20 protein-coding genes are annotated in these 20,236 nt (G+C 47.4%); 6 read left to right on the top strand and 14 right to left on the bottom strand.

The features are described from left to right. The first annotated feature begins 62 nt into the window (after nucleotides 1–62). Genes NDA03_RS23630 through NDA03_RS23620 form a run of 3 tightly spaced genes read left to right on the top strand, consistent with a single transcriptional unit; the run spans nucleotide 63 to nucleotide 4,609 of the window. The gene (locus NDA03_RS23630; RefSeq protein ID WP_348239310.1) at nucleotides 63–1,223 is read left to right on the top strand and encodes an AAA family ATPase; all 1,161 of its coding nucleotides are present in this window, start codon (nucleotides 63–65) and stop codon (nucleotides 1,221–1,223) included. A 5-nt stretch (nucleotides 1,224–1,228) separates the two neighbouring features. Beyond that, a complete protein-coding gene (locus NDA03_RS23625; RefSeq protein WP_348239309.1) occupies nucleotides 1,229–4,105 on the top strand; it encodes a tetratricopeptide repeat protein in 2,877 nt (958 codons plus the stop codon). Between the two features lie 57 nt (nucleotides 4,106–4,162). Further along, a complete protein-coding gene (locus tag NDA03_RS23620; protein WP_348239308.1) occupies nucleotides 4,163–4,609 on the top strand; it encodes an NADAR domain-containing protein in 447 nt (148 codons plus the stop codon). Between the two features lie 256 nt (nucleotides 4,610–4,865). Here NDA03_RS23620 and NDA03_RS23615 read toward each other — a convergent pair whose 3' ends face one another. From NDA03_RS23615 to murG, 13 genes are all read right to left on the bottom strand, one after another. Then, nucleotides 4,866–5,627, bottom strand: coding sequence for a phycobilisome rod-core linker polypeptide (locus NDA03_RS23615; RefSeq protein WP_190411791.1), 762 nt, complete (start codon nucleotides 5,625–5,627; stop codon nucleotides 4,866–4,868). An 80-nt stretch (nucleotides 5,628–5,707) separates the two neighbouring features. Further along, a complete protein-coding gene (locus tag NDA03_RS23610) occupies nucleotides 5,708–6,454 on the bottom strand; it encodes a phycobilisome rod-core linker polypeptide (protein ID WP_190411792.1) in 747 nt (248 codons plus the stop codon). A 71-nt stretch (nucleotides 6,455–6,525) separates the two neighbouring features. Further along, nucleotides 6,526–7,359: a phycobilisome rod-core linker polypeptide gene (locus NDA03_RS23605; protein ID WP_190411793.1), complete on the bottom strand. Its 834-nt coding sequence runs from the start codon at nucleotides 7,357–7,359 to the stop codon at nucleotides 6,526–6,528. Between the two features lie 72 nt (nucleotides 7,360–7,431). Then, a complete protein-coding gene (locus tag NDA03_RS23600; protein WP_190529575.1) occupies nucleotides 7,432–8,055 on the bottom strand; it encodes a HEAT repeat domain-containing protein in 624 nt (207 codons plus the stop codon). A gap of 247 nt (nucleotides 8,056–8,302) precedes the next feature. Further along, complete coding sequence (locus NDA03_RS23595) at nucleotides 8,303–9,175, bottom strand: HEAT repeat domain-containing protein (protein WP_348239307.1); 873 nt, start codon at nucleotides 9,173–9,175, stop codon at nucleotides 8,303–8,305. A gap of 68 nt (nucleotides 9,176–9,243) precedes the next feature. Then, the gene (locus tag NDA03_RS23590; RefSeq protein ID WP_242030379.1) at nucleotides 9,244–9,621 is read right to left on the bottom strand and encodes a phycobilisome linker polypeptide; all 378 of its coding nucleotides are present in this window, start codon (nucleotides 9,619–9,621) and stop codon (nucleotides 9,244–9,246) included. A 65-nt stretch (nucleotides 9,622–9,686) separates the two neighbouring features. Further along, nucleotides 9,687–10,562, bottom strand: coding sequence for a phycobilisome linker polypeptide (locus NDA03_RS23585; protein ID WP_190986799.1), 876 nt, complete (start codon nucleotides 10,560–10,562; stop codon nucleotides 9,687–9,689). 132 nt (nucleotides 10,563–10,694) lie between these two features. Next, nucleotides 10,695–11,183 (bottom strand): phycocyanin subunit alpha, encoded by a 489-nt coding sequence (gene cpcA / locus NDA03_RS23580; protein ID WP_190411797.1) that lies wholly within the window; start codon nucleotides 11,181–11,183, stop codon nucleotides 10,695–10,697. Nucleotides 11,184–11,275: 92 nt separating this feature from the next. Beyond that, the gene (locus tag NDA03_RS23575) at nucleotides 11,276–11,794 is read right to left on the bottom strand and encodes a phycocyanin subunit beta (RefSeq protein ID WP_190411798.1); all 519 of its coding nucleotides are present in this window, start codon (nucleotides 11,792–11,794) and stop codon (nucleotides 11,276–11,278) included. A 556-nt stretch (nucleotides 11,795–12,350) separates the two neighbouring features. Further along, nucleotides 12,351–13,310 carry an RluA family pseudouridine synthase gene (locus NDA03_RS23570; protein ID WP_190411799.1) on the bottom strand — a complete coding sequence of 320 codons (960 nt, stop codon included), beginning with the start codon at nucleotides 13,308–13,310 and terminating at the stop codon, nucleotides 12,351–12,353. 173 nt (nucleotides 13,311–13,483) lie between these two features. Then, nucleotides 13,484–13,999 carry a DUF29 family protein gene (locus NDA03_RS23565; RefSeq protein WP_190411800.1) on the bottom strand — a complete coding sequence of 172 codons (516 nt, stop codon included), beginning with the start codon at nucleotides 13,997–13,999 and terminating at the stop codon, nucleotides 13,484–13,486. Between the two features lie 138 nt (nucleotides 14,000–14,137). Then, the gene (locus NDA03_RS23560) at nucleotides 14,138–14,488 is read right to left on the bottom strand and encodes an S-layer protein (RefSeq protein WP_190411801.1); all 351 of its coding nucleotides are present in this window, start codon (nucleotides 14,486–14,488) and stop codon (nucleotides 14,138–14,140) included. A gap of 147 nt (nucleotides 14,489–14,635) precedes the next feature. Further along, the gene (gene murG / locus NDA03_RS23555) at nucleotides 14,636–15,694 is read right to left on the bottom strand and encodes an undecaprenyldiphospho-muramoylpentapeptide beta-N-acetylglucosaminyltransferase (protein WP_190434002.1); all 1,059 of its coding nucleotides are present in this window, start codon (nucleotides 15,692–15,694) and stop codon (nucleotides 14,636–14,638) included. A gap of 147 nt (nucleotides 15,695–15,841) precedes the next feature. On the opposite strand from murG, the gene NDA03_RS23550 reads away from it, so the two are divergent. Next, nucleotides 15,842–16,669, top strand: a complete 828-nt coding sequence (locus tag NDA03_RS23550; protein ID WP_348239330.1) for a nuclear transport factor 2 family protein — start codon at nucleotides 15,842–15,844, stop codon at nucleotides 16,667–16,669. 180 nt (nucleotides 16,670–16,849) lie between these two features. Continuing rightward, nucleotides 16,850–17,623 (top strand): SDR family oxidoreductase, encoded by a 774-nt coding sequence (locus NDA03_RS23545; protein WP_348239306.1) that lies wholly within the window; start codon nucleotides 16,850–16,852, stop codon nucleotides 17,621–17,623. An 83-nt stretch (nucleotides 17,624–17,706) separates the two neighbouring features. Here the strand turns inward: NDA03_RS23545 and NDA03_RS23540 are convergent, their stop codons facing one another. Next, complete coding sequence (locus tag NDA03_RS23540) at nucleotides 17,707–19,068, bottom strand: NAD(P)/FAD-dependent oxidoreductase (RefSeq protein WP_190529562.1); 1,362 nt, start codon at nucleotides 19,066–19,068, stop codon at nucleotides 17,707–17,709. A 516-nt stretch (nucleotides 19,069–19,584) separates the two neighbouring features. On the opposite strand from NDA03_RS23540, the gene NDA03_RS23535 reads away from it, so the two are divergent. Further along, nucleotides 19,585–20,217 carry a Uma2 family endonuclease gene (locus NDA03_RS23535; protein WP_348239305.1) on the top strand — a complete coding sequence of 211 codons (633 nt, stop codon included), beginning with the start codon at nucleotides 19,585–19,587 and terminating at the stop codon, nucleotides 20,215–20,217. Nucleotides 20,218–20,236 lie beyond the last annotated feature (19 nt).

The following is a 20,236-nucleotide window of genomic DNA, read 5'->3' as shown; positions in this document are numbered from 1 at the left end:
ATCCATTAAATATACGTCGTTAAAGACGTACAATAAAATCAACGTAGATCCATGTCTGACAAATGAGAGCCAATCCAGGGGGAGAAATCGCTCCATCTGAGGTATTTGGGCGGGATAAGTTGATTCAGAGCTTGTGGCGTAGTTTAGAGCGACAGAGCCTCGTCCTCAGTGCAGAACGGCGGATGGGGAAAACCAGCATTCTTAAGAAGATGAGAGCGGAGGCTCCAGCCGACAAGTTACCTGTGTACCGCGACTTGGAAAAAGTGCGATCACCCTTGGAATTTGCCCAGACTATCTTTGAGGATGTAGAGGGCTATTTAAGTCGTTCACAACAGACGGCGGCAAAAGCAAGGCAATTGCTGAAAAACTTGGCGGGCATTGAGATTGGTAGTGTAGTCAAGTTCCCGGATAATGTAGCTCAGCAGTGGAAAACCCTGCTCTCTAAAACCATAGAAGACTTAGTGGAGCATCAAGACAGCACGGTCATTTTCTTTTGGGATGAAATGCCGTTGATGCTCGACAACATTAAGAAGCGAGAAGGCGAGAGTGCGGCAATGGAAATTCTGGACACGCTGCGATCGCTTCGTCAGACGCACTCCGAATTGCGGATGGTCTATACAGGCTCGATTGGCTTACACAACGTCCTCACTTACCTAAAAAGAGCAGGGTATGCCAACCGTCCAACAAACGATATGAAAACTGTAGATGTGCCGCCACTGTCACCTGCTGACGCTCAGGAATTAGCGCGACGGTTGCTAGAGGGAGAAAGTATCGATACGGACGACTTACAGGGAACAGCGCAGGCGATCGCAACTGCTGTAGATGGCATTCCCTACTTTATTCATCACATTGTTGACCATCTGGTACAAGAGGATGACACAGTGAATGTTGCGATGGTCGATGAGGTTGTCAACTCTTATCTTATTGATGCACAAGATCCTTGGGATTTGCGTTACTACCGCGAGAGAATTGACACCTACTACGCCAACGACGAAAAACAGCTGGTGCTGAACCTGCTGGATATTTTGGCTGTTACTAATCAACCACTGCCGTTTGATGAACTGTTTAACAGACTTCAGTCTCAGCTGAGTAACGCAGATCGTGAAAGAGCAAGGGATGTACTGACACTAATTCAGCAAGATCGCTACATTAGCCTGCAACCTGAAGGCTATTACTTTCGCTTTCCGTTGATTCAACGTTGGTGGCAGATGCAGAGGTGTTAAGCAGTATGAAAGTAACATACCTGTCTCGCTTCACCCCCAGTTTGATGACGCCCGAAGCGTTAGAAAATATCTTTGTCCAGCGTCATAAGCTAGCACAGCAGCTAGTTGAACTTATCCACGAAAGTACTACAACTCCATCAAAGCACTACACGCTACTGATCGGGCCGCGTGGTATTGGTAAAACGCACTTTATTTCACTGGTTTATCATCGCATCCGCAAGATGGATGACCTACAAAATCGCCTCCTCATCGCATGGTTACGAGAGGACGAATGGGGTGTCACATCCTTTCTAGACTTGCTACTGCGTATCTTTCGAGCATTGCACAAAGAGTATGAGGATGCCCAACTGGTTGAGCGTGTTGAATCGCTTTACGAATTACCAGCTGAGGATGCTGAGCGTGTAGCCGCTGCATTACTCAAAGAAGTCATCGGGAATCGGACGCTGCTCCTTCTGATGGAAAACCTGGATGAAGTGTTTGCGGGGTTGGATGACGAAGGGCAAAAACAACTGCGTGCATACCTGCAAGAAAATGCCTTTTGCACAATTGTGGCGACAGCTCAGAGCTTATTTAATGGAGTTAAACTTCAGACTTCGCCCTTCTATGGTTTCTTCCGCGTCCGCTACTTGAAGGCGCTGACATTGGATGAAGCTGTGCAGCTATTGACGAATGTGGCAAAACTGGAGGGTGATCGCGATCTAGAATCTTTTATCCAAACCCCAATCGGACGCGATCGCATCCAAGCAGTTCATTACCTTTCTGGTGGCAGTCCTCGCGTCTATATTATTTTCTCCGCGTTCCTCACCCGCAAGTCGCTTGATGAACTGGTGGAAGCGTTTATGGCAATGTTGGATGACCTAACGCCTTACTACCAGGAACGGATGAAATGTCTCTCGCCGCAGCAGTGCAAGATTGTTGATGTGTTATGCGATCGCCGCCAAGCTGTCACCGTCAAAGAAATTGCTCAACGCTGTTTCATAACTCATCAGACAGCATCCAGCCAACTCAAAAAACTGCTGGAAATGCGCTACGTTAGTTCCGAACCTGTTGGACGCGAGTCATATTATGAAATTCGCGAACCGCTGATGCGCTTCTGTCTTGAAGTGAAGAAGCAGCGAGGAGAGCCAATTCGGTTATTTGTGGACTTTTTGCGTCTCTGGTACACGCAGACGGAGTTGGAACGGCGATTAGAGATGCTCTCGGTTGATGCTGTCCTTGAGCGACAATATGTACTTCTGGCGCTACAGGAAATAAAAAAAAACTGTCAAAATTCTCGTGTGGCAGTGGACAGAGAAGAATATAATACTTACGTCAAAAAGGGCAATGCTGATTACTCCATAGGAGAGTACCAGAAAGCTATTGAATATTATAATATCTCGTTAACTATTGCTAAGAAAATTGGTGATTACCAAAGTGAAGCATATTCCCTCAGTAATTTAGGGAATGTTTACCAATCCCTAGGAAAATACCAACAAGCAATCGGGTTATATGAGCAGTCTCTAGAGATAGTACAGAAGATAAACTATCACCAGGGTGAAGCATATTCCCTCAGCAATTTAGGCAATGTTTATCACTCGCTAGGGCAATACCAACAAGCAATTGCTTTGTATCAGCAGTCTCTCAGAATGGTAAGGGAGATAGAGGATCGTCAAGGTCAAGCTTATTCTCTTGGCAATTTAGGCAATGCTTATCACTCGCTAGGGCAATATCGCTTAGCAATTGATTACTATCAGCAGTCTTTGGCAATTGCACGGGAGATTGGAGACTGCCGAGGTGAAAGCACTTGTGTGATGAATTTAGGCAATGCTTATCAATTGCTAGGGCAATATCGCTTAGCAATTGATTACTATCAGCGGTCTTTGGCAATTGCACGGGAGATTGGAGACCGCCCAGGTGAAAGCACTTGTGTGATGAATTTAGGCAATGCTTATCAATTGCTAGGGCAATATCGCTTAGCAATTGATTACTATCAGCAGTCTTTGGCAATTGCACGGGAGATTGGAGACCGCCGAGGTGAAAGCACTTGTGTGATGAATTTAGGCAATGCTTATCAATTGCTAGGGCAATATCGCTTAGCAATTGATTACTATCAGCAGTCTTTGGCAATTGCACGGGAGATTGGAGACCGCCGAGGTGAAAGCACTTGTGTGATGAATTTAGGCAATGCTTATCAATTGCTAGGGCAATATCGCTTAGCAATTGATTACTATCAGCAGTCTTTGGCAATTGCACGGGAGATTGGAGACCGCCGAGGTGGAAGCACTTGTGTGATGAATTTAGGCAATGCTTATCAATTGCTAGGGCAATATCGCTTAGCAATTGATTACTATCAGCAGTCTTTGGCAATTGCACAGGAGATGGCAGATTGTTCAGGGGAAGTCAATTCTCTGAGCAATCTGTGTAGCGTCTACTACTCTATAGGACAATCCTGGGAAGCTATTCAATGCTGGGATAGAAGCATCGCAGCCTTAGACAATGCGCTCAATCGCTTTGCTCATAGGGATAAACCAGATAACGGAGACACGAAGGCAATTATCCGCAACCTGTTCAACAGTACGCACGATGCAGCGATATGGCGATCGCGGATCACAATCCTAGTAGAGCTTTACAAAAAGCACAAAGTTCTCCCCTCATTGGGAAAAGGACTTGTAGAGAGCATTCCCGCTTTGATGTCAGAAATGGTTAGCGACAAATCAGCACGGGCATGGTTGGAGGTATGGCAAGAACTAACGAGCGATTGTAAAGAATTTCAAATCCCTCTACGTCTTCTCAATGCTGCTGTTTCCTATCGCCAGACAAAAAGCGATCCGCGTGTCTTGCTAAAGCTTCCTACCGAAGAACGCAATTTGTTAAAACAGGTGCTAAAAATAGATGAGCAATAATTCAGTCGTTAATTCTAACTTTGTCGAGCGGGATTCACTAGACTAACTACTTTTAAAATGACAATTTACTTTTACAGTACCTGCGAAAAATATGGTTGTTTCTCCAATTTTTCGCCTCACGGCTTTGAATTAGATGAGTTTTATTGGCCTACCAGCGAACATTATTTTCAAGCGCAAAAGTTTGTTGGAACGCCTCACGCTGACCAAATTCGCCAGGTAAAGACACCGAAGGATGCGGCGAGAATGGGACGAGAGAGATCGCGGCCCCTGCGTCCCGATTGGGAACAGGTAAAAGATGACATTATGCGAAAAGCCGTGCTACGTAAATTTGAGACTCATGCCGACATTCGCGAAGAATTACTTTGTACAGGCGATGAGTTAATTGTTGAAAATGCACCTGGTGATTATTATTGGGGTTGCGGTGCTGATGGTAGTGGCAAGAATATGTTGGGGCAAATTTTAGTAGAAGTGCGAGAGATACTACGCCTTAGCAACCAGCAATAACAGAAAGAATCGGCTCAAGCTAGAGCAGAGCAATTAGCAGAGAGATTGCGCTCAATAGGGATTAATCCAGATGAGGTGTGAGTAGGCGATCGCCTATGCCGTATGCACCCAAAAAGTTTGTGGCTCTGATGACCGCTCACTCTAACGACTAGATGTCTTTATAGGACATTATCTAGCTGTATTGAGAGCAGGAATCAGAGCCACAGTTTAGTTTTATCAGAAGTGCAAGCAGTCTAGGAAACTAGCACTTTATCCCTTAGCGGTTGCCACGCACGGGCACTCGGCTGAGGTAGTCAATGTCAAACGCAGAGACCCGTTGTGGGTAGTTGCGCTTGGTACTGAGCGACGCCGCAACCTCGCGGAACCGGCGGGGATCGCCTTCGGGAAGTTGCCGTTCTTGGTTCTTGCGGCTGTAGAACTTCTCCACAGTGAAGCGCCAATCGGTCTTGACTGTGCCAGCACTTTCGCGGAAGTCTTCGCCATAGCGAGGCGTCACCAGGTTAAAAGGACGCTGTTCCATCCGCTTGCGCTGGTAGGGTACGGTGAAGTCCCCAAAGTTGTCGGTATATTCTTCGCTGTTCACCAAGGCATCAACAAAACCGCTGAAGCCCAAAGTGGCAATTTTAATCGACCAAGCGATTTCTTCGGCTTTGTTGTAAGGCTCCCGACCTAAAAAACGCTTGAGACAAATGTTTACAAGGCGATAGTTGTTATTGACCGAGACAACCACACGGTAAAATGCCTCTGACTTCGCCAGACCAGCAATAAATTCCCTTACTGTAATCGTCGCATTTTTCAGCTGAGATTCTAGGGTAATCTGACGGTTGAATCTGAGGATTTCATGCTCGCTGAAGACTTGGCGATAAGCCGCCCAAATCAGCTGCTCCATTTCTATCGGTGAATTGGCATCTTCCACGCGATAGATGTATGGGGTATCTTCGTTAAGATCCGCTTTTCCAAAGCTCTTAACTCGTTGGTTTTGGGTGGTTGGTTTGTATTCAAGTAATGGCAGTGCCATTTAAAAATCTCCCTTATAAAGTGGTTGAGACTTCCTATTTTCCAGCATCGGGGTATCCTCTGGTCGATGGAATCCCCGTGCTACCGGAGAGGAAAACTTACTTGCGAGTTAATCGAGACTCGTGTCTCTTGCGCTGTATTATCCCGTGTCATGTCGGGAATTTTGATGTTAGCCGTGTTAACGGTAACAGTATTGGTGACAGCTTTCGGGTTGATTGCCCGTGCCATATCCAAGAAGTTTTGCACATTGCCCCATTTGTAGCGTGCACTTTCTTCCTTATCGCGCCAGTAATCGGCGTAGCTAGGCGTCACCAAGTTAAAGGGTCGATCTTTGTAGCGACGACGCTGATAAGGCACCGTACTGTCGCCAAAGTTAGACTGATACTCCTCACTATCGACTAGGGCATCAATGAAGCCGCTCAGTCCCTTAGTGGCAATCTTAATTGACCAGGCGATTTCTTCGTCTTTGTTGTAGGGTGCCCTGCCCAAGATCCGTTTGAGGCAAACTTCGACGACTCGATAGTTGGAGTTTTTCTCAACAACCAAGCGGTAAAATCCCTCAGTCTTCGCCAAACCTCGGATGAAGTCGCGCACAGTAATGGCGCGGTTCTTCACTTGAGATTCTAGGTCAACTTGACGAAAAGAATTGAGGATTTCGTGTTCGCTGAAAACCTGACGGTAGGCTGCCCAGATTAATTCTTCAAGGTCGCTATTGTCAATGCAGTTTTCAAGGCGATAACTCCGGGGAGTATCTTCGTTTGGCACTTCGTAACCCGATACTCGCTGGTTCTGCGAACTGGGTTTGTATGAAAGCAAAGGGATGGACATAGGTAAATTGTTAGTTCCTATCTTGTTGGATTGCTAATTGCCATGAACCATGAACAATTAGCCATTAGCCTTTAGGCTTTGGGCGTTGGATAAAGGTAGCGGTAAGGAAGGGCTACGTCGGTGCGACCTACAGCAGGTTGCAAGTTGGCAGCTTTGCTCCTCGTGTCGGGAATCTCCATGTTTTTAATTTGAGAGAGTACCCGATCTCTGGTGCGCTGGTAGTTGACTTCGCTAGGGGCAATACTCCGAGCCATTTCCAAGAAGTTGTTTGGAATTGCTTGACGAACCGAGGTTTTACCCGCGGCGTTTTGACCCCCCACTTGGAAGTAACTCCGAGTATCTAGACCCATCATGCGACCGCGCCAGTAATCACTGTACCGGGGGTTGACCAAGTTAAAGGGTCGCTCGTTAAACCGGCGGCGCTGATAAGGTACAATCTCATCGCCGAAGTTCTGGCGGTATTCTTCGCTATCAACAACGGCATCGATAAAGCCATGCAATCCCTTGGAAGCAATTACAATTGACCAAGCAATTTGCTCGTCTTTGCCATAGGTAGCGCGTCCCAGAAACCGCTTGAAAGTGATGTCAACTAAGCGGTAGTTGGAGTTCGTGTCTGCCACCAACTGCCGATAAACATCGGACTTGCCCAATCCTCGAATAAACTCGCGCACGGATATGGCTCGATTCCGCAGTTGAGATTCTAGAAAAGGTTGGCGGTAGCTTTCTAAAATTAAATGTTCGCTGATGATTTGCCGGTAGGCAGCCCAGATCAAGTCATTAATTGCCGTGTCTGAGGTTGCATCTGTCAATCGATAAATCTGTGCGTCGTCCTCATCAGGTACTTCGTACCCTTCTACACGCTGATTCTGCGTGGTTGGTGTAATTTCAAGAAGTGGAATTGGCATATTTTTTGTTGTTAGTTGTTAGTTGTTACCTGTTAGTGATGAGTCCATGAATAAAAGACGAATGGGCCTTTGCTAAGGACTCATCACTAATGACTGGTGAGCCAGCTGAACTCTGGCACGAACTGCTGGGTCATTATCTAAAGCCATTTCCGCTAATCGCTTTTGGATGGACGGGCGGACTTCCAACTGAGTGGAGAGTGCTTGCAAGCCGACGACAGCGGCGTAGCGAATCGCCCAGTCCTGGTCTTGAGAAATGAGCAGCAGGGTTTCCAATGCCCTAGCGATCGCGCTTTGAATCTGTTGGGCATTCAACGTGTTCCACCGGAGGTTTCCCAGCCCTTTCGCAGCAGCGCGGCGAACGCTGGGCGCGAAGTCGGTGACTGCTGCCTCTACTAAGATGTCTAAAGCGCGGGGGTCGGCGATTCCGGCTAGGGCACGAATCGCATAAGCCCTGGCACCGTAGTCATAGGCGTCCAGTTTTTCCAGCAAGGGTTGTACGGCGATTTCCCCTAACTGAATCAGCCCGTCTACTGCTGCTACTGCCGCTCCTGGGTTGTTATAACCTAAGACGGCGATCAGGGTAGGAATCCCAACTTCTAGACGGGCGGCAGCTAAGGCTCGGACTGACGCCACCAAACGTCCGGGGGAATCTGCCTGTTCAATGGCACGAATCAGTTCTTGGGGCGAATCAGTCATTAGTCCATCATCGGCGCTCGGTGGTCAATGGCGAATTGCGAATTGTCAATTGCCATTTGTTAAGTAGCTGAGCATAAATAAACGAAGCAGTAGGGTGGGCACTGCCACCCGTGCCGTGCAATGGGTGGGCAGTGCCCACCCTACCTATAGGCTACGTGCTGTTTAAGTTATGTCTAGCTACTTACTGATTGCTAGTTGTTAATTGCCATTTGCTACTTGCGATTAGCCATTAGAAAACGACAATTGACTATAACAAAGCATCCATCAGGGTCATCACCCTGATGGCGTCAGCAGATAGCGAATTCGGTTCATCTGGGTGTAAAGACGCGATCGCTCGTGCCTGTACGTGTTCCAGCAGCCCTTTGAGGGCAATGAGTTTGAAGCTATTTTCGGTGGCAGCACTGGCGATCGCTTCCGCTGCTGGCAGATAACCAATCGCACCCAAGTCTGATAATACGATGCGGCGCAGTTGCAGATCGCTGCCTTCCAATGCTTGAACCAAGCGTTCCCCATAAACGGAATCTTCCGTTAACTGGTACATTGCCCGCGCTGCTGCATATTGCACCCGCGCGACAGGATGCTCCAGAAACGGTTGAATCTGAGCAGTTGCTTCCGCCGCTTGAAGTGCTCCTAAGGCTTCCAGCGCTGCTTCATAGGGTTGTGTCAGATGAGGTCGCCCTGGTACTGGCAGAGCGGCTACCACACCCCCTTCTAGCAGTTGCATCAGTTCCGGAATGCAGGTGCGATCGCCTAGCATTCCCAAAGACTGAGCTGCGGCTTCTCGAACATAGAAGTCGGAGCAGCGCAAACAACGAATCAGCCCTGGAACGGCTCGGCGATCGCTTAGTTTCCCTAGCGCTCGTGCGGCATTGCGACGGAGGGGGTATCCACCTAGCTCTGTCCGATCCGATTCATCCTCCAAAGCTGTAATCAGAGCTTCTACAGCAGCAGACTCGCGCACGCGGAATTTACCCAGCCACCAGGCAGCATAGTAGCGGAGACTTAAATCTTCATGGCGGAGATTGGCAATTGCCTGCTCCACCGTTAGCGGTTCGCTACCCGGTGGATGTCCGGACGGTGAGTCTGATTCAGAATATCGATCGGGATTAGGCGATCGCATCGTAGGAGTGCAATGACTTGGCTTTTACGAACATGGCTGAATGGGCTTTCTGGGTAAGCTGAATCGGCTTAGCGCTTGCCTTCAGCGTCATGATTTTGATGGGCTGTTGTCGCTTGGCTTTTAGCTTCGCTGTCTCCATCCAGAGTTAAAGGCTGAATGTTGACGATTCTGCCACCCATGCGGTTAATCCGCTGCATTTCTTCATTCATGCGGCTGTAGGGCACTGTGATATAGAAACTGCCACTACGGCGAATGGGATAGCTGAGTTTGTCAGATTCGTAAGTCTGACGTAAACCTTCGACTTCGTAGCGAAATACCCGATTGGCAGCGTCACCCAAAGTACCGCTCCCAAGTGCAGTTTGTCCAAACATCGTTGAAATAGCTCCTGTAATTGGGTTGAAAACAGTTGAGGGGGTGATGACATGAAACTTGATAGTTGGTGTCATCACCATTGTCAAAAAAGATTCATTCAAAAAAGACTAAGTGCGATGACACTTAGAATCTGCTCACCTTAAGCGGGTGAAACGCTGACAATTTTGCCGCCCTGTTTCGTAATTTGCTGTAGTTTTTGGGACAGCTGCTCGTAGGGCACTAGGAAGGCGTTGCTACTGCGACGGACTTTCGGGTAGCCTGGGCTGAGAATTCCAGACACTTCAATGCGATAAACCCGTCCGCTTTGTTCCTTAGTACCGCCGAGGGCTTTTCTGGGGGCTGCGTCTTGAGGAATCGCTGCCGATCTCCAGGACGAAGAACTGCCAGAGGGTTGGAAAATTGTAGAAGCCTCATTTCGGCTCAATTCGCCCATCAGTCGGGGAGTTTTTCCTCCAACTTGGGAGCGATCGCTATTCGCATAACCCCGATACAGGCGGAACATACGAGTAAAGCCGGTCGTTCTCACTCCCGGCTCTACCATAAATCCACGATAATAAGGGACAACGTTGTTTCCGAAGTTGGCTTCATACTCAACGCTGTCGATGTAGGAATCGATTTCTGCGTCGTACCCCTGTTCCTCATAGATATTGAGGTGGGAGTTTATCTCATCCTCTGCGTAAGGTGCCCGCCCTAGCAAATGCTTGTAGTTGAGTTCGATCAAGCGGGTATTGGAATTGCGAAAGAAAAACTTGTTTTTGTATAGATCTGACTTAGCGATCGCGCGGACAAAATCTCTTACCGTTATATTTCCTTGCCGAAGCTGCGATTCAGCATAGGTTAGGCGTTCCGACTTCATGATGTAATCGTTGCCTAGTACCTGACGGTAAACCGCGCGGATTACCGCTTGCAGATCGTCCTCTGTCCAGTCAGGCCGCAGTTCCACCCGTGTTTCATCAAATGCAGAAAGACCTAGGCGGCCTGCTGCTGCTAAATTCGACGCCACTAAACCGGCCATTCTTGCTCTCCCAACGCAACAACTTTTTAAGATTTTTATACTCAAATTGAGAAAAACAATGCCCGGAAAAATTAGCAACTGCTAGCAAGCACGCCAACACTCGCTGATTCTTCCGGGCACCGCACCTGAATACTAGCTCAGGGCGTTAATGGCGTAGTCGATGTAGGTGTTGGCTTCGTTAGCAGCTTGACCAGTCAGACCATGATTGGCCTTGATGTTCTTGAGGGCTTCTACGTACCAGCTGTTGGACAGCTCGAATGTGCGGTTGATTTCATCCAAACCGGCAATCAGGTACTCGTCCATTGGACCTGTACCACCAGCAACTAGACAGTAGGTAACCATCCGCAGATAGTGACCGATGTCACGGGCACACTTGGATTTACCACGAGAGTCAGAAGCATACTGAGGCCCCTGCATCTGGGTGGTGTATGGGAACTTTTGGTACACGGCTTGAGCAGCACCATCAATCAGTTGCTGAGCCTTTTGGGTCAATGCACGGGCAGCTTCCATGCTGGCAGCGGCACGCTCAAAGCGACCGTTAACAGCAGTCAGTTCGGTGTTGCCTAAGAAACGACCTTGGGTATCGGCTGCGCCGATGGCTTCAGTAATCGGGGTCTTCATTGTTGAGGTATCTCCCTAAAAGTGTTTGCAAAGTTTTCGACTAAACAACGCGAATGTTCGCGTCTATCCAACAGCAAGCTTGCTAGTTGTTCTTAAGCAACAGCAGATGAGGCACGATCGAAGTAGCTAGCTACTTCAGACATCAGTTGGCTACAGTCGCCCTTGGTGATGCCATTGGGGTCATTAGCGATTTTGACCGCAGCTTCTTTCATCTTTTGGACGCCAGCAGCAACAGAACCACCAGGAACGCCTAGAGCTTGGTAGGTTTCGCGTAGACCGTTCAAGCAGCGATCGTCCAACACGCTAGAATCACCAGCAATTGTGGCATAGGTAACGTAGCGCAGGATGATTTCCATGTCGCGGAGGCAAGCTGCCATACGACGGTTGGTGTATGCGTTTCCACCTGGTTGAATCAGTTGAGGCTGCTCTTCAAACAAAGCACGAGCGGCGTTGGCAACAATGCTGGAAGCATTGCTGGTGATGCGGTTAACGGTATCCAAACGCTTGCTGCCATCCTTGACAACATTGGTCAGGGCATCGAGCTGCTCGGTGCTCAAGAATTCACCGCGGGCATCAGCCTGAGAAACAACCTTGGCGAATGCATCTAACATGAACTCAATCTCCTACTACTGATTTGGATGAGTGTGGTTTTTTAAAACGTCGATATTTGTCAAGCAGAGCTACTTCAATCTATTGAATCAGCTCTTGGATTGGTCAAGCCCAGACATAAGTCCAACACGCTTTTTAAGTCGCTCTCCCATCCCTTCTGTTACTTTACCTGCAACAAATTGGTTTTCACAGAAATATGAGAAAAGTCCGTGCTTTTATGAGAGATTTGCAACCTTGATAAATCCGTGTCTTGTTTAACTTTTGTCTGTTATTGATCCCTCCGGTTATTTTTATACAACGCCTTCGCAGCTTTGTTTTTTAAGATTTATTAAGCAATCTCAAGAGCCATGAATAAAAGCTCAAATCCTTACTCTTCCAGGGGTCTTGGATTTTATTTCCCACATACTTCGTTACAATTCTCCAAGTATTTATACTCAAAAAAACCAAGGTTTTTGTCTTTATAGTTTCTTAATATTTGTTTAAAAAGTTTCTCGGCAAGGGTTAGGTGTTTTTTGGAGCTAAATGTAATTATGTAGTTTTATGTAAATATATAAAGCCTTATCGGTCTATCGATTGTGGATTAGTGGCAGCAATTCGTCTTCGCAGCACATCGAGAAGCTTTACAAATGCTGAGGGTAGGGGTGCGATCGCTTCTATCAACTCCCCGGTTACTGGATGTTGCAATCGAAGCCGCCAAGCATGGAGCGCTTGACCGGGAAGATTGACCCCGACAGAGTGACCGGAACTGTAAACGGGATCTCCCACAATTGGATAACCGATGTAGGCGCTGTGAACGCGAATTTGGTGGGTGCGACCTGTTTCGAGTTGAAAAAGCATCAACGTGTGGTTTCCCAGGCGTTCCTGCACCCGCCAGTGAGTCATCGCCGCTCGTCCCCCCTTCTCTAGCGGTACGACAGCCATTTTTTTGCGATCGCCCGAATGACGACCGATAGGCTGGTCAATTGTGCCGCCCTCAGCGCGGGGAGAACCGTAGACGACGCCCAGATATTCCCGACGTGCGGTTTTAGCTTTTAGTTGAGCTTGCAGGTGTTGGTGGGCTTGGTCGGTTTTGGCAACAACCATTGCCCCCGTCGTATCCTTGTCAAGACGATGGACAATTCCCGGACGTTGCACCCCGCCAATTTCCGCGAGAGGACAGTGGGCTAAAAGAGCGTTGACGAGAGTGCCTGCTTCGTGTCCTGCGGCTGGATGAACGACTAAACCCGCCGGTTTGTTGATGATAATTAGGGAATCATCTTCATAAAGAACATCTAAAGGGATTTCTTCTGGTTGCAGGTCTAGCGATCGCACTTCTGGAATCGTTAAAGATAGGCGGTCGCCCATTTGCATGGTTGCTTTCTTGGACGTGCAGACGGTGCCGTTCAGTAGCACGTTGCCGTCTTCAATTAGTTTCTGGATGCGCGAACGGGATAAATCTGGTAGTTGTTGGGAAAGATAGCGGTCAATGCGACTGCCTGTTTCTTGAACTTCGAGAGAGATTGAATGGGGGGAATTCACGAATTCACTGTTTAAGTTGGAAACGAACCGCAGAGGACGCAGAGGACGCGGAGGAAGAGAAACAGGAACAAAGGTTAGTGAGGGCGGCGCGATCGCATTTTAGTACGAGTGGGAAGACTTGTTTCTTAAGAGTAGCAGTGTAATTACTGCATCCTAGCCGAAACAAATTTACTTTATTTTCCTAATTTCCACTCTTCCGCGCCTGGTAATTTACTCAATTCCTCACTAATAATGTCGCGCAATGCCTTGGCTGAATTGGAATAGGTCAAGCTTAGAAGTTTATTTGCTGCGACAATTATCTCCGTCCTGCTTACCATATCTTGTAGTTGAAATGGGGTATAATTCCCATTTAAAACTTCCACACTTGCCGCGAATATAGCATCTTCAAAAGAATTTTCCAGGTAAGATTCCCATTCATCCTGGTTAATATAGAAGGAAGTTTTATTTTCTTTCATATTTAAAGCTTGAATCTTTAGAAGCGAATCTCGAATAGAAACTGCCCAAGAATTAGTTAAACGCTGCTCAATTTTATTCTTTATCAAGTGAACCAGCATTCTACTGAGAAAGCTCTCAATATTCTGCAAAATAGCTTTTTTACTCATCCCTTCCAAATCATCCACCAGGGACAAAGCATCTTCGTATCTTCCTTCCAGAATGGAAGCTTTTAAGTCGGTGAGTTCTTGAGTCATTGTCAACTGACCTCACTTTTACATCGCAAAATTATGTGGTACGCGGGTATAGACTAGGCTATTGACTATCAGAAGGATGCGATCGCTCTCGGCACTTTTCTGAGAGCGATCGCATCCTTACTTATACACAAAATCCTCCTAAGTTTGAGGAACTTTCACTCTAGTTTTAGGCAGATTGCTGCTTTGTTGAGGAATCTGTTGTTGCAGAAATGGTTTAACCCTCTCAGGTGAACTTGACCCTCGATAAGCGCCACAATAATACATACTTAGAACCGCTTTGAATGCCCAGTGATTCGACGGCACATCTGAGAAAGGATTGGGTAAAGTATCGGCTTGGTCTTGGGCGCAGGCTTCCAAAACTGGATCTGAAGTCGGTTGCGCTGGAGATGAGGGCGTTGTTGGGCTGAGTGGTTCGGAATCTTGCGCTTTAGCTGGAGCCACGAAGCCAATAGTGGCAAGGAGTATAGCTGTTGCGATTTTGAGTTTCATGGTTTGCAAGGAACAACTGTACGGGCAACTTTCTCTTAAAGTTGCCCCTCCTCAAAACTAACAATTACTGGCGTTAAATTGGCTGTTCCAATTTGTGGATAAATCCTAATTTCTCATCCAAAGGCTTTGTGACTGAAAGCCTTTTAGCTACAACGTTCGGCGCACCAGATCGGCTAAACGTTCGGCACTGTCAGGAACTGCTAGCGTAGCAGCTTTTTGAGCCATTTGTTGTAGCTGTTCGGGCGACTGCAATAAATTCAATACCTTACTTTCTAGTAACTGAGGCGTCAGTTCTGACTGCCGGAATACCAAACCAGCGCCTGCTGAGTTAAAAATTGCCCCATTGTAGACTTGATGATCTTCGGCGGCGAAAGGGTAGGGAATGAGAATCGCTGGGGTTTGCGTAACCGCAAGTTCAGTTAATGTCCCAGCGCCAGCGCGGCTAATTGCCAGGTTCGTCCGTTGCAAAAGTGCCGCCATATTGTCATAAAACGGCATGGAAAGATACTGAGGATGCTGGAAACTTTGGGCATCAGGGTCATTATCGCCCGTCAGATGGACAATCCAGGCACCGGCATTCAACCACGCTGGGGCGCACTCGCGGACGATTTGATTGACGGCAACAGCGCCCTGAGAGCCACCGACGACTGCAATCAAGGGGACATCTTCAGGAATTGGCAACTCCAGCTTTTGGGGGGTGCGAAACTGGGCGCGAACTGGGGTGCCTGTGTAGGCGGTTCCAGCGCGGGGTAGGTAATGCGCTCCATATTCAAACCCCAGCGCCACGCTATTACACCACGGACTCAACCAGCGAGTCACTTTGCCGGGGAGGGCATTGGATTCGTGCATAATCACCGGGATTCCAATGGACCGCGCGGCAATAATCGCCGGTGCAGCAATGTAACCCCCTGTGCTGAATACACCCTGAAAATTCTTGTCTTTAAGTAGCTGGCGTACCTGCCGGATGGAACCCGTCAGTCGCAGCAGAATGCCCAATGTCCCCAGTCCAAACCCTTGTTGAAACCCTTCCACCTCAATGGTGTTGAGGGGATATTGAGCCGGAACTAATTGGGTTTCCAGGCGGTTCGGGACACCCAACCACTCAATTTCATAGTCTGGCAGTTTCTCGGCTAGCGCGATCGCGGGAAATAAATGTCCCCCAGTACCACTCGCTGCAATTAACAATCGTTTCGGTTCATTTGCCAAAGTTTCTATCTCCTACTGGCTGTCCTGGCTCGGATAAGATTAAAAATCAGTTATAAATTAGCCAATAGAGCATCCAGGATTTCTACTCTTTAGCACGTCTGTTGCTCGACACGGTTTTCTTTATCCAATTATTCAAACACGTCTGTGATGCGTAACCAGATAACTCCGTCCGTCAGCTTGTTCCACTCTCTCATCAAGCAAAAGTCGAAAATTTTTGCCTTTATAGTTTTTACGTCCCTGCTTCATCCAAACACTGTTCGGGCAGCGAGTCCAGAAACAGCACCCGTCGAGCTAAAAAATTCTCTCACGCAAATTGATGCGGCTGCCAATCGTCAGGATGTCAATACGGTGATGCAGTTCTATAGCCAGAATTTTACCCATTCTGATGGCTTAAATCGTCAGAGCCTGCAACAGACTTTAACTCAACTCTGGAAGCGCTATCCAAACCTGAATTATCGTACAGAACTCAAATCTTGGGAAAAGGAAGGCGATGCCCTGGTTGCGGAGACGGTAACTCAGATTACTGGCACCCAGCGAATCGATGGCAAAAATATGAAGTTTGAGTCCGCCTTGCGATCGCGTCAGCGCTTTCAAGGTCAAAAAATTGTCCAGCAGGAGATTCTGGGAGAACGCACTCAGACGACCGCAGGCGTAAAGCCTCCCACGGTGGACATGAAGTTACCGGAAGAGGTACGCATTGGTCAATCCTATAGCCTTGATGCAGTCGTCCAAGAACCCCTAGGCGACGATTTGATGTTGGGAGCAGCAGTGGAAGAACCCGTGCGGGGCGATCGCTTTGCCAAACCCGCGCCGGTGGATCTGGAGTTACTGTCATCGGGTGGAATTTTTAAGGTAGGTCGCGCTCCCCTGACAAAAGGGAATTATTGGGTATCAACGGTTGTAATCCGCGAACAAGGCATGACAACAGTTACTCAGCGCCTGCGGGTTGTAGAAGGCAGTCGCCCTTCCAAATAGTTTTGAGTTTTGAGTTTTGAGTTTTTAATTTAATTAAGAATTCAAAGCTCAATTTTCAGAATTTATAGCAATTTTGTTTGATTTAAAAGGAGTCTTTTTAAAGACTGCAAAAAACGCGAATAAAAGAAAAAAGAGGGTTTTAAGATTTACTTAGATTGCCATAAAATTTCGTTAAACCGAATGATTTCTATCAAAGACAAAATCGTTGTAATTACTGGCGCGAGTAGTGGAATTGGTGCTGCTTGTGCCAAGATGTTTGCCCAAGCGGGTGCCAAACTGATCTTAGTGGCTCGACGCCAAGAGCGCTTGCAGGAACTCGCAGATGAACTTAGCAAAGAATTTTCTTGCCAGTTGCATCTACTAGCACTAGATGTACGCGATCGCGCTTCTGTTGAATCCGCCTTTTCTTCTCTCCCAGAGGCTTGGTCTGAGGTCGATATCTTAATTAACAATGCTGGTCTTAGCCGGGGGTTAAATAAACTCCACGAAGGCAGCATTCAAGACTGGGAAGAAATGATCGATACCAATATTAAAGGCTTACTTTATTGCACCCGCTATTTAGTGCCAGGAATGGTAAACCGGGGTAAAGGCCATGTGGTGAATCTTGGCTCCATTGCCGGTCATCAAACCTATCCCGGTGGTAACGTCTACTGTGCTTCTAAAGCCGCTGTAAAATCAATTTCCGAAGGTTTGAAGCAAGACCTCCTAGGAACGCCCGTGCGAGTCACTTCAGTCGATCCAGGGTTAGTTGAAACGGAATTTAGTCAAGTGCGATTCCACGGAGATAGCGATCGCGCTCAAAAAGTTTACCAAGGTTTAACCCCTTTAACACCAGAAGATATTGCCGATGTAATATTTTTCTGTGTCACTAGACCTGCTCACGTTAATATCAGCGAATTACTTTTAGTCCCCACCGATCAAGCCACTGCTACCCAAGTTAATCGACGAAATTAATTTCGTCTTTTTAAACACAAAGGTTCCCAAAGAAATATCTTTCCTCGGCGAACCTTTGCGTAAACCTTCGCGTACCTTTGCGTTTAAACTTCCACCGTTTCTTTACTCTTCAGTGGCACGTAATAATCGCCGTTAGCGTCAACTCCTACCTTCCCAATTACCTCGTCGCCGGTAATCAATCTTGCCCCACGTTTGCGAGTCCAATAATTCCAACCCCACTGGAGCATGACGATGAGTTTATTATCAAACTCAATTAAGAAGTAAATGTGAACAAATACCCAGGTGAGCCAAGCGAGCAAACCGGAAAACTTCACATAACCCAAATCGACTACCGCAGCATTCCGCCCGATAACAGCCATACTGCCTCGGTCAACATATTGGAAAGGTGCCATACTGTAACCGGCAATCCGCTGTTTGATCAGGTTAGCAACATATTCCCCTTCTTGCATCGCCACGGGTGCAACACCTGGTAGTGGTTTCTCATTTTGATGAGAAAAACTTGCCAAGTCTCCAACCACAAAGATATTAGGATGTCCTGCTATACTCAGGTCGGATTCAACGATAACCCGCCCCACCCGGTCAATTGCAGCGCCTGTGCGTTCTGCCAGAACTTTCCCCATTGGTGAAGCTTTGATTCCCGCTGCCCATAAGGTTGTTCTCGCTGGAATTTGTTCGATTTTATCGCCTTGTTTTGTGGTGATAATATTCTCTGCAATATTTGTCACCAGCGTCTTTGTCTGCACAGTGACACCTAAGCGCTGAAGAGAGGCTTCTGCTTTTGCAGATAACTCTGGTGTGTAGGGAGGTAGGATGCGATCCATCCCTTCCAGTAACAAAATTTTGGCTTCAGCGGTGTCAATGTTGCGGAAATCTCGCTTGAGGGTGCTGTAAGCGAGTTCTGCGATCGCTCCCGCTAATTCTACCCCCGTCGGCCCTCCGCCGATGATCGCAAACGTCAACCAGGCACGCCGTTTTTCGGGATCGGTTTCCTTTTCTGCCGCTTCAAACGCCATAAAAATGCGACGCCGCATTTCCAGCGCATCTTCAACGGTTTTCAATCCTGGCGCTACAGTTGCCCATTGGTCATTGCCAAAGTAAAAATGGCTCACACCTGTAGCAACGATTAACGTGTCGTAGATCAGTTCTTCGCCAGCGAGGATGACTTTTCGCTGTTGTGGATCGATATCCTTTACCTCTCCCATCAGCACTTTAGTATTTTTGCTCTCGCTGAGTACCGCACGCAGAGGAGATGAAATATCTGCTGGGGATAGCGTTCCGGTAGCGACTTGATAAAGGAGTGGCTGAAACAAATGAAAGTTACGTTTATCGACCAGTGTCACATGGACAGGTGCGCCGCTCAATGCCTTGGCAGCATAAAGTCCGCCAAAGCCGCCACCGACAATCACAACATGGTGAGGAGACTGATTTTCCACTGCTACTACCATAAAATTGACATCCTTTGTTTTATGTTGCCCGTGGCTACGGTTGAACTAACATTTCTTTACCAACTGGCAAGGCTTCCGTTACAGATGTTCATATTAGCCTAGTGTGCCAGGGTTAAAACAGGCGTAGCGACGGCTACAGGTAGATTGTTGTGCCTGGAAAGTCTGCCATAAGAGGTATTCAGCACACGTTTAAGCCGATGTTTGGGAATGGCGCGATCGCGAAGCGCTGACTTGTCAGTTCGCAATGAGGATGAAAAAAGACGCGATCGCCGTTTTGACTTGCCTTGTTACTCTAAACCCGAATATTCACATTGCCTAAATTACTGATTCATTGATTCGAGAGGGTTTTCCAACAATTTACCCTATCAATTTTTATGAGTTTAGGAAAAGATTAATCAGCCTTTTTATCGGACAATTAATGCTTTTTTTGAGGCAAAACATTTTTATTGTTTTGTGCTGCGACAGGATGGTTAGGCGCAATACAAGGATTACAGTGGAGGTGGAGGTGTAAGTTCCATGTTTGCAATTATCACACCAGAGAAAATCCAGTTATCCGCAGGCGCAGTGGTGCGGCTACCCGGTAGTTGGCAGGACTATCAAACACTAACTCAGCACTTAGGCGATCGCTCGATTCCTCGTATCAAGTATCGACCCGGAGAGATTTTGTTAATGTCACCGCTACCCCGACACGGACGAGAAGCCCACATTATTGCAATGGTGGTAACAGCTCTCCTAGACCATTTAGGGCAGGACTACGAGGCATTTACCCCCCTAACGATGGAACTCCCAGAGATTAGCGGCATTGAACCGGACTACTGCTTTTATATCGATAACTGGGCAGCAGTTGCAGGCAAAGACCGCATCAATTGGGAAATAGAGCCATCGCCCGATTTGGTAATTGAGATAGATGTAACCAGCTACACGGATGTAAATGACTACCTGCCCTATCGAGTGCCGGAAGTTTGGTTGTATAAAAAGAACCAACTTAAGATTTACCAATTGCAGAGCGATCGCTACACGATTGTAACCAGTAGCCGTTTTTTTCCCAATATTATCCCTCTTCTGTCACTTTCCGGAGAAGCAAGTAGTAAATCAGTTAAATTATCCAGAAGCCAAACCGGGTTTAAATTGATTCATTGCAGCAATTAAATGATTAAATCCCAGCAAT

The organism is Trichocoleus sp. Lan (assembly GCF_039961855.1).
GTDB lineage: Bacteria > Cyanobacteriota > Cyanobacteriia > Cyanobacteriales > FACHB-T130 > FACHB-T130.
This window is presented reverse-complemented; position numbering and strand designations above follow the sequence as displayed.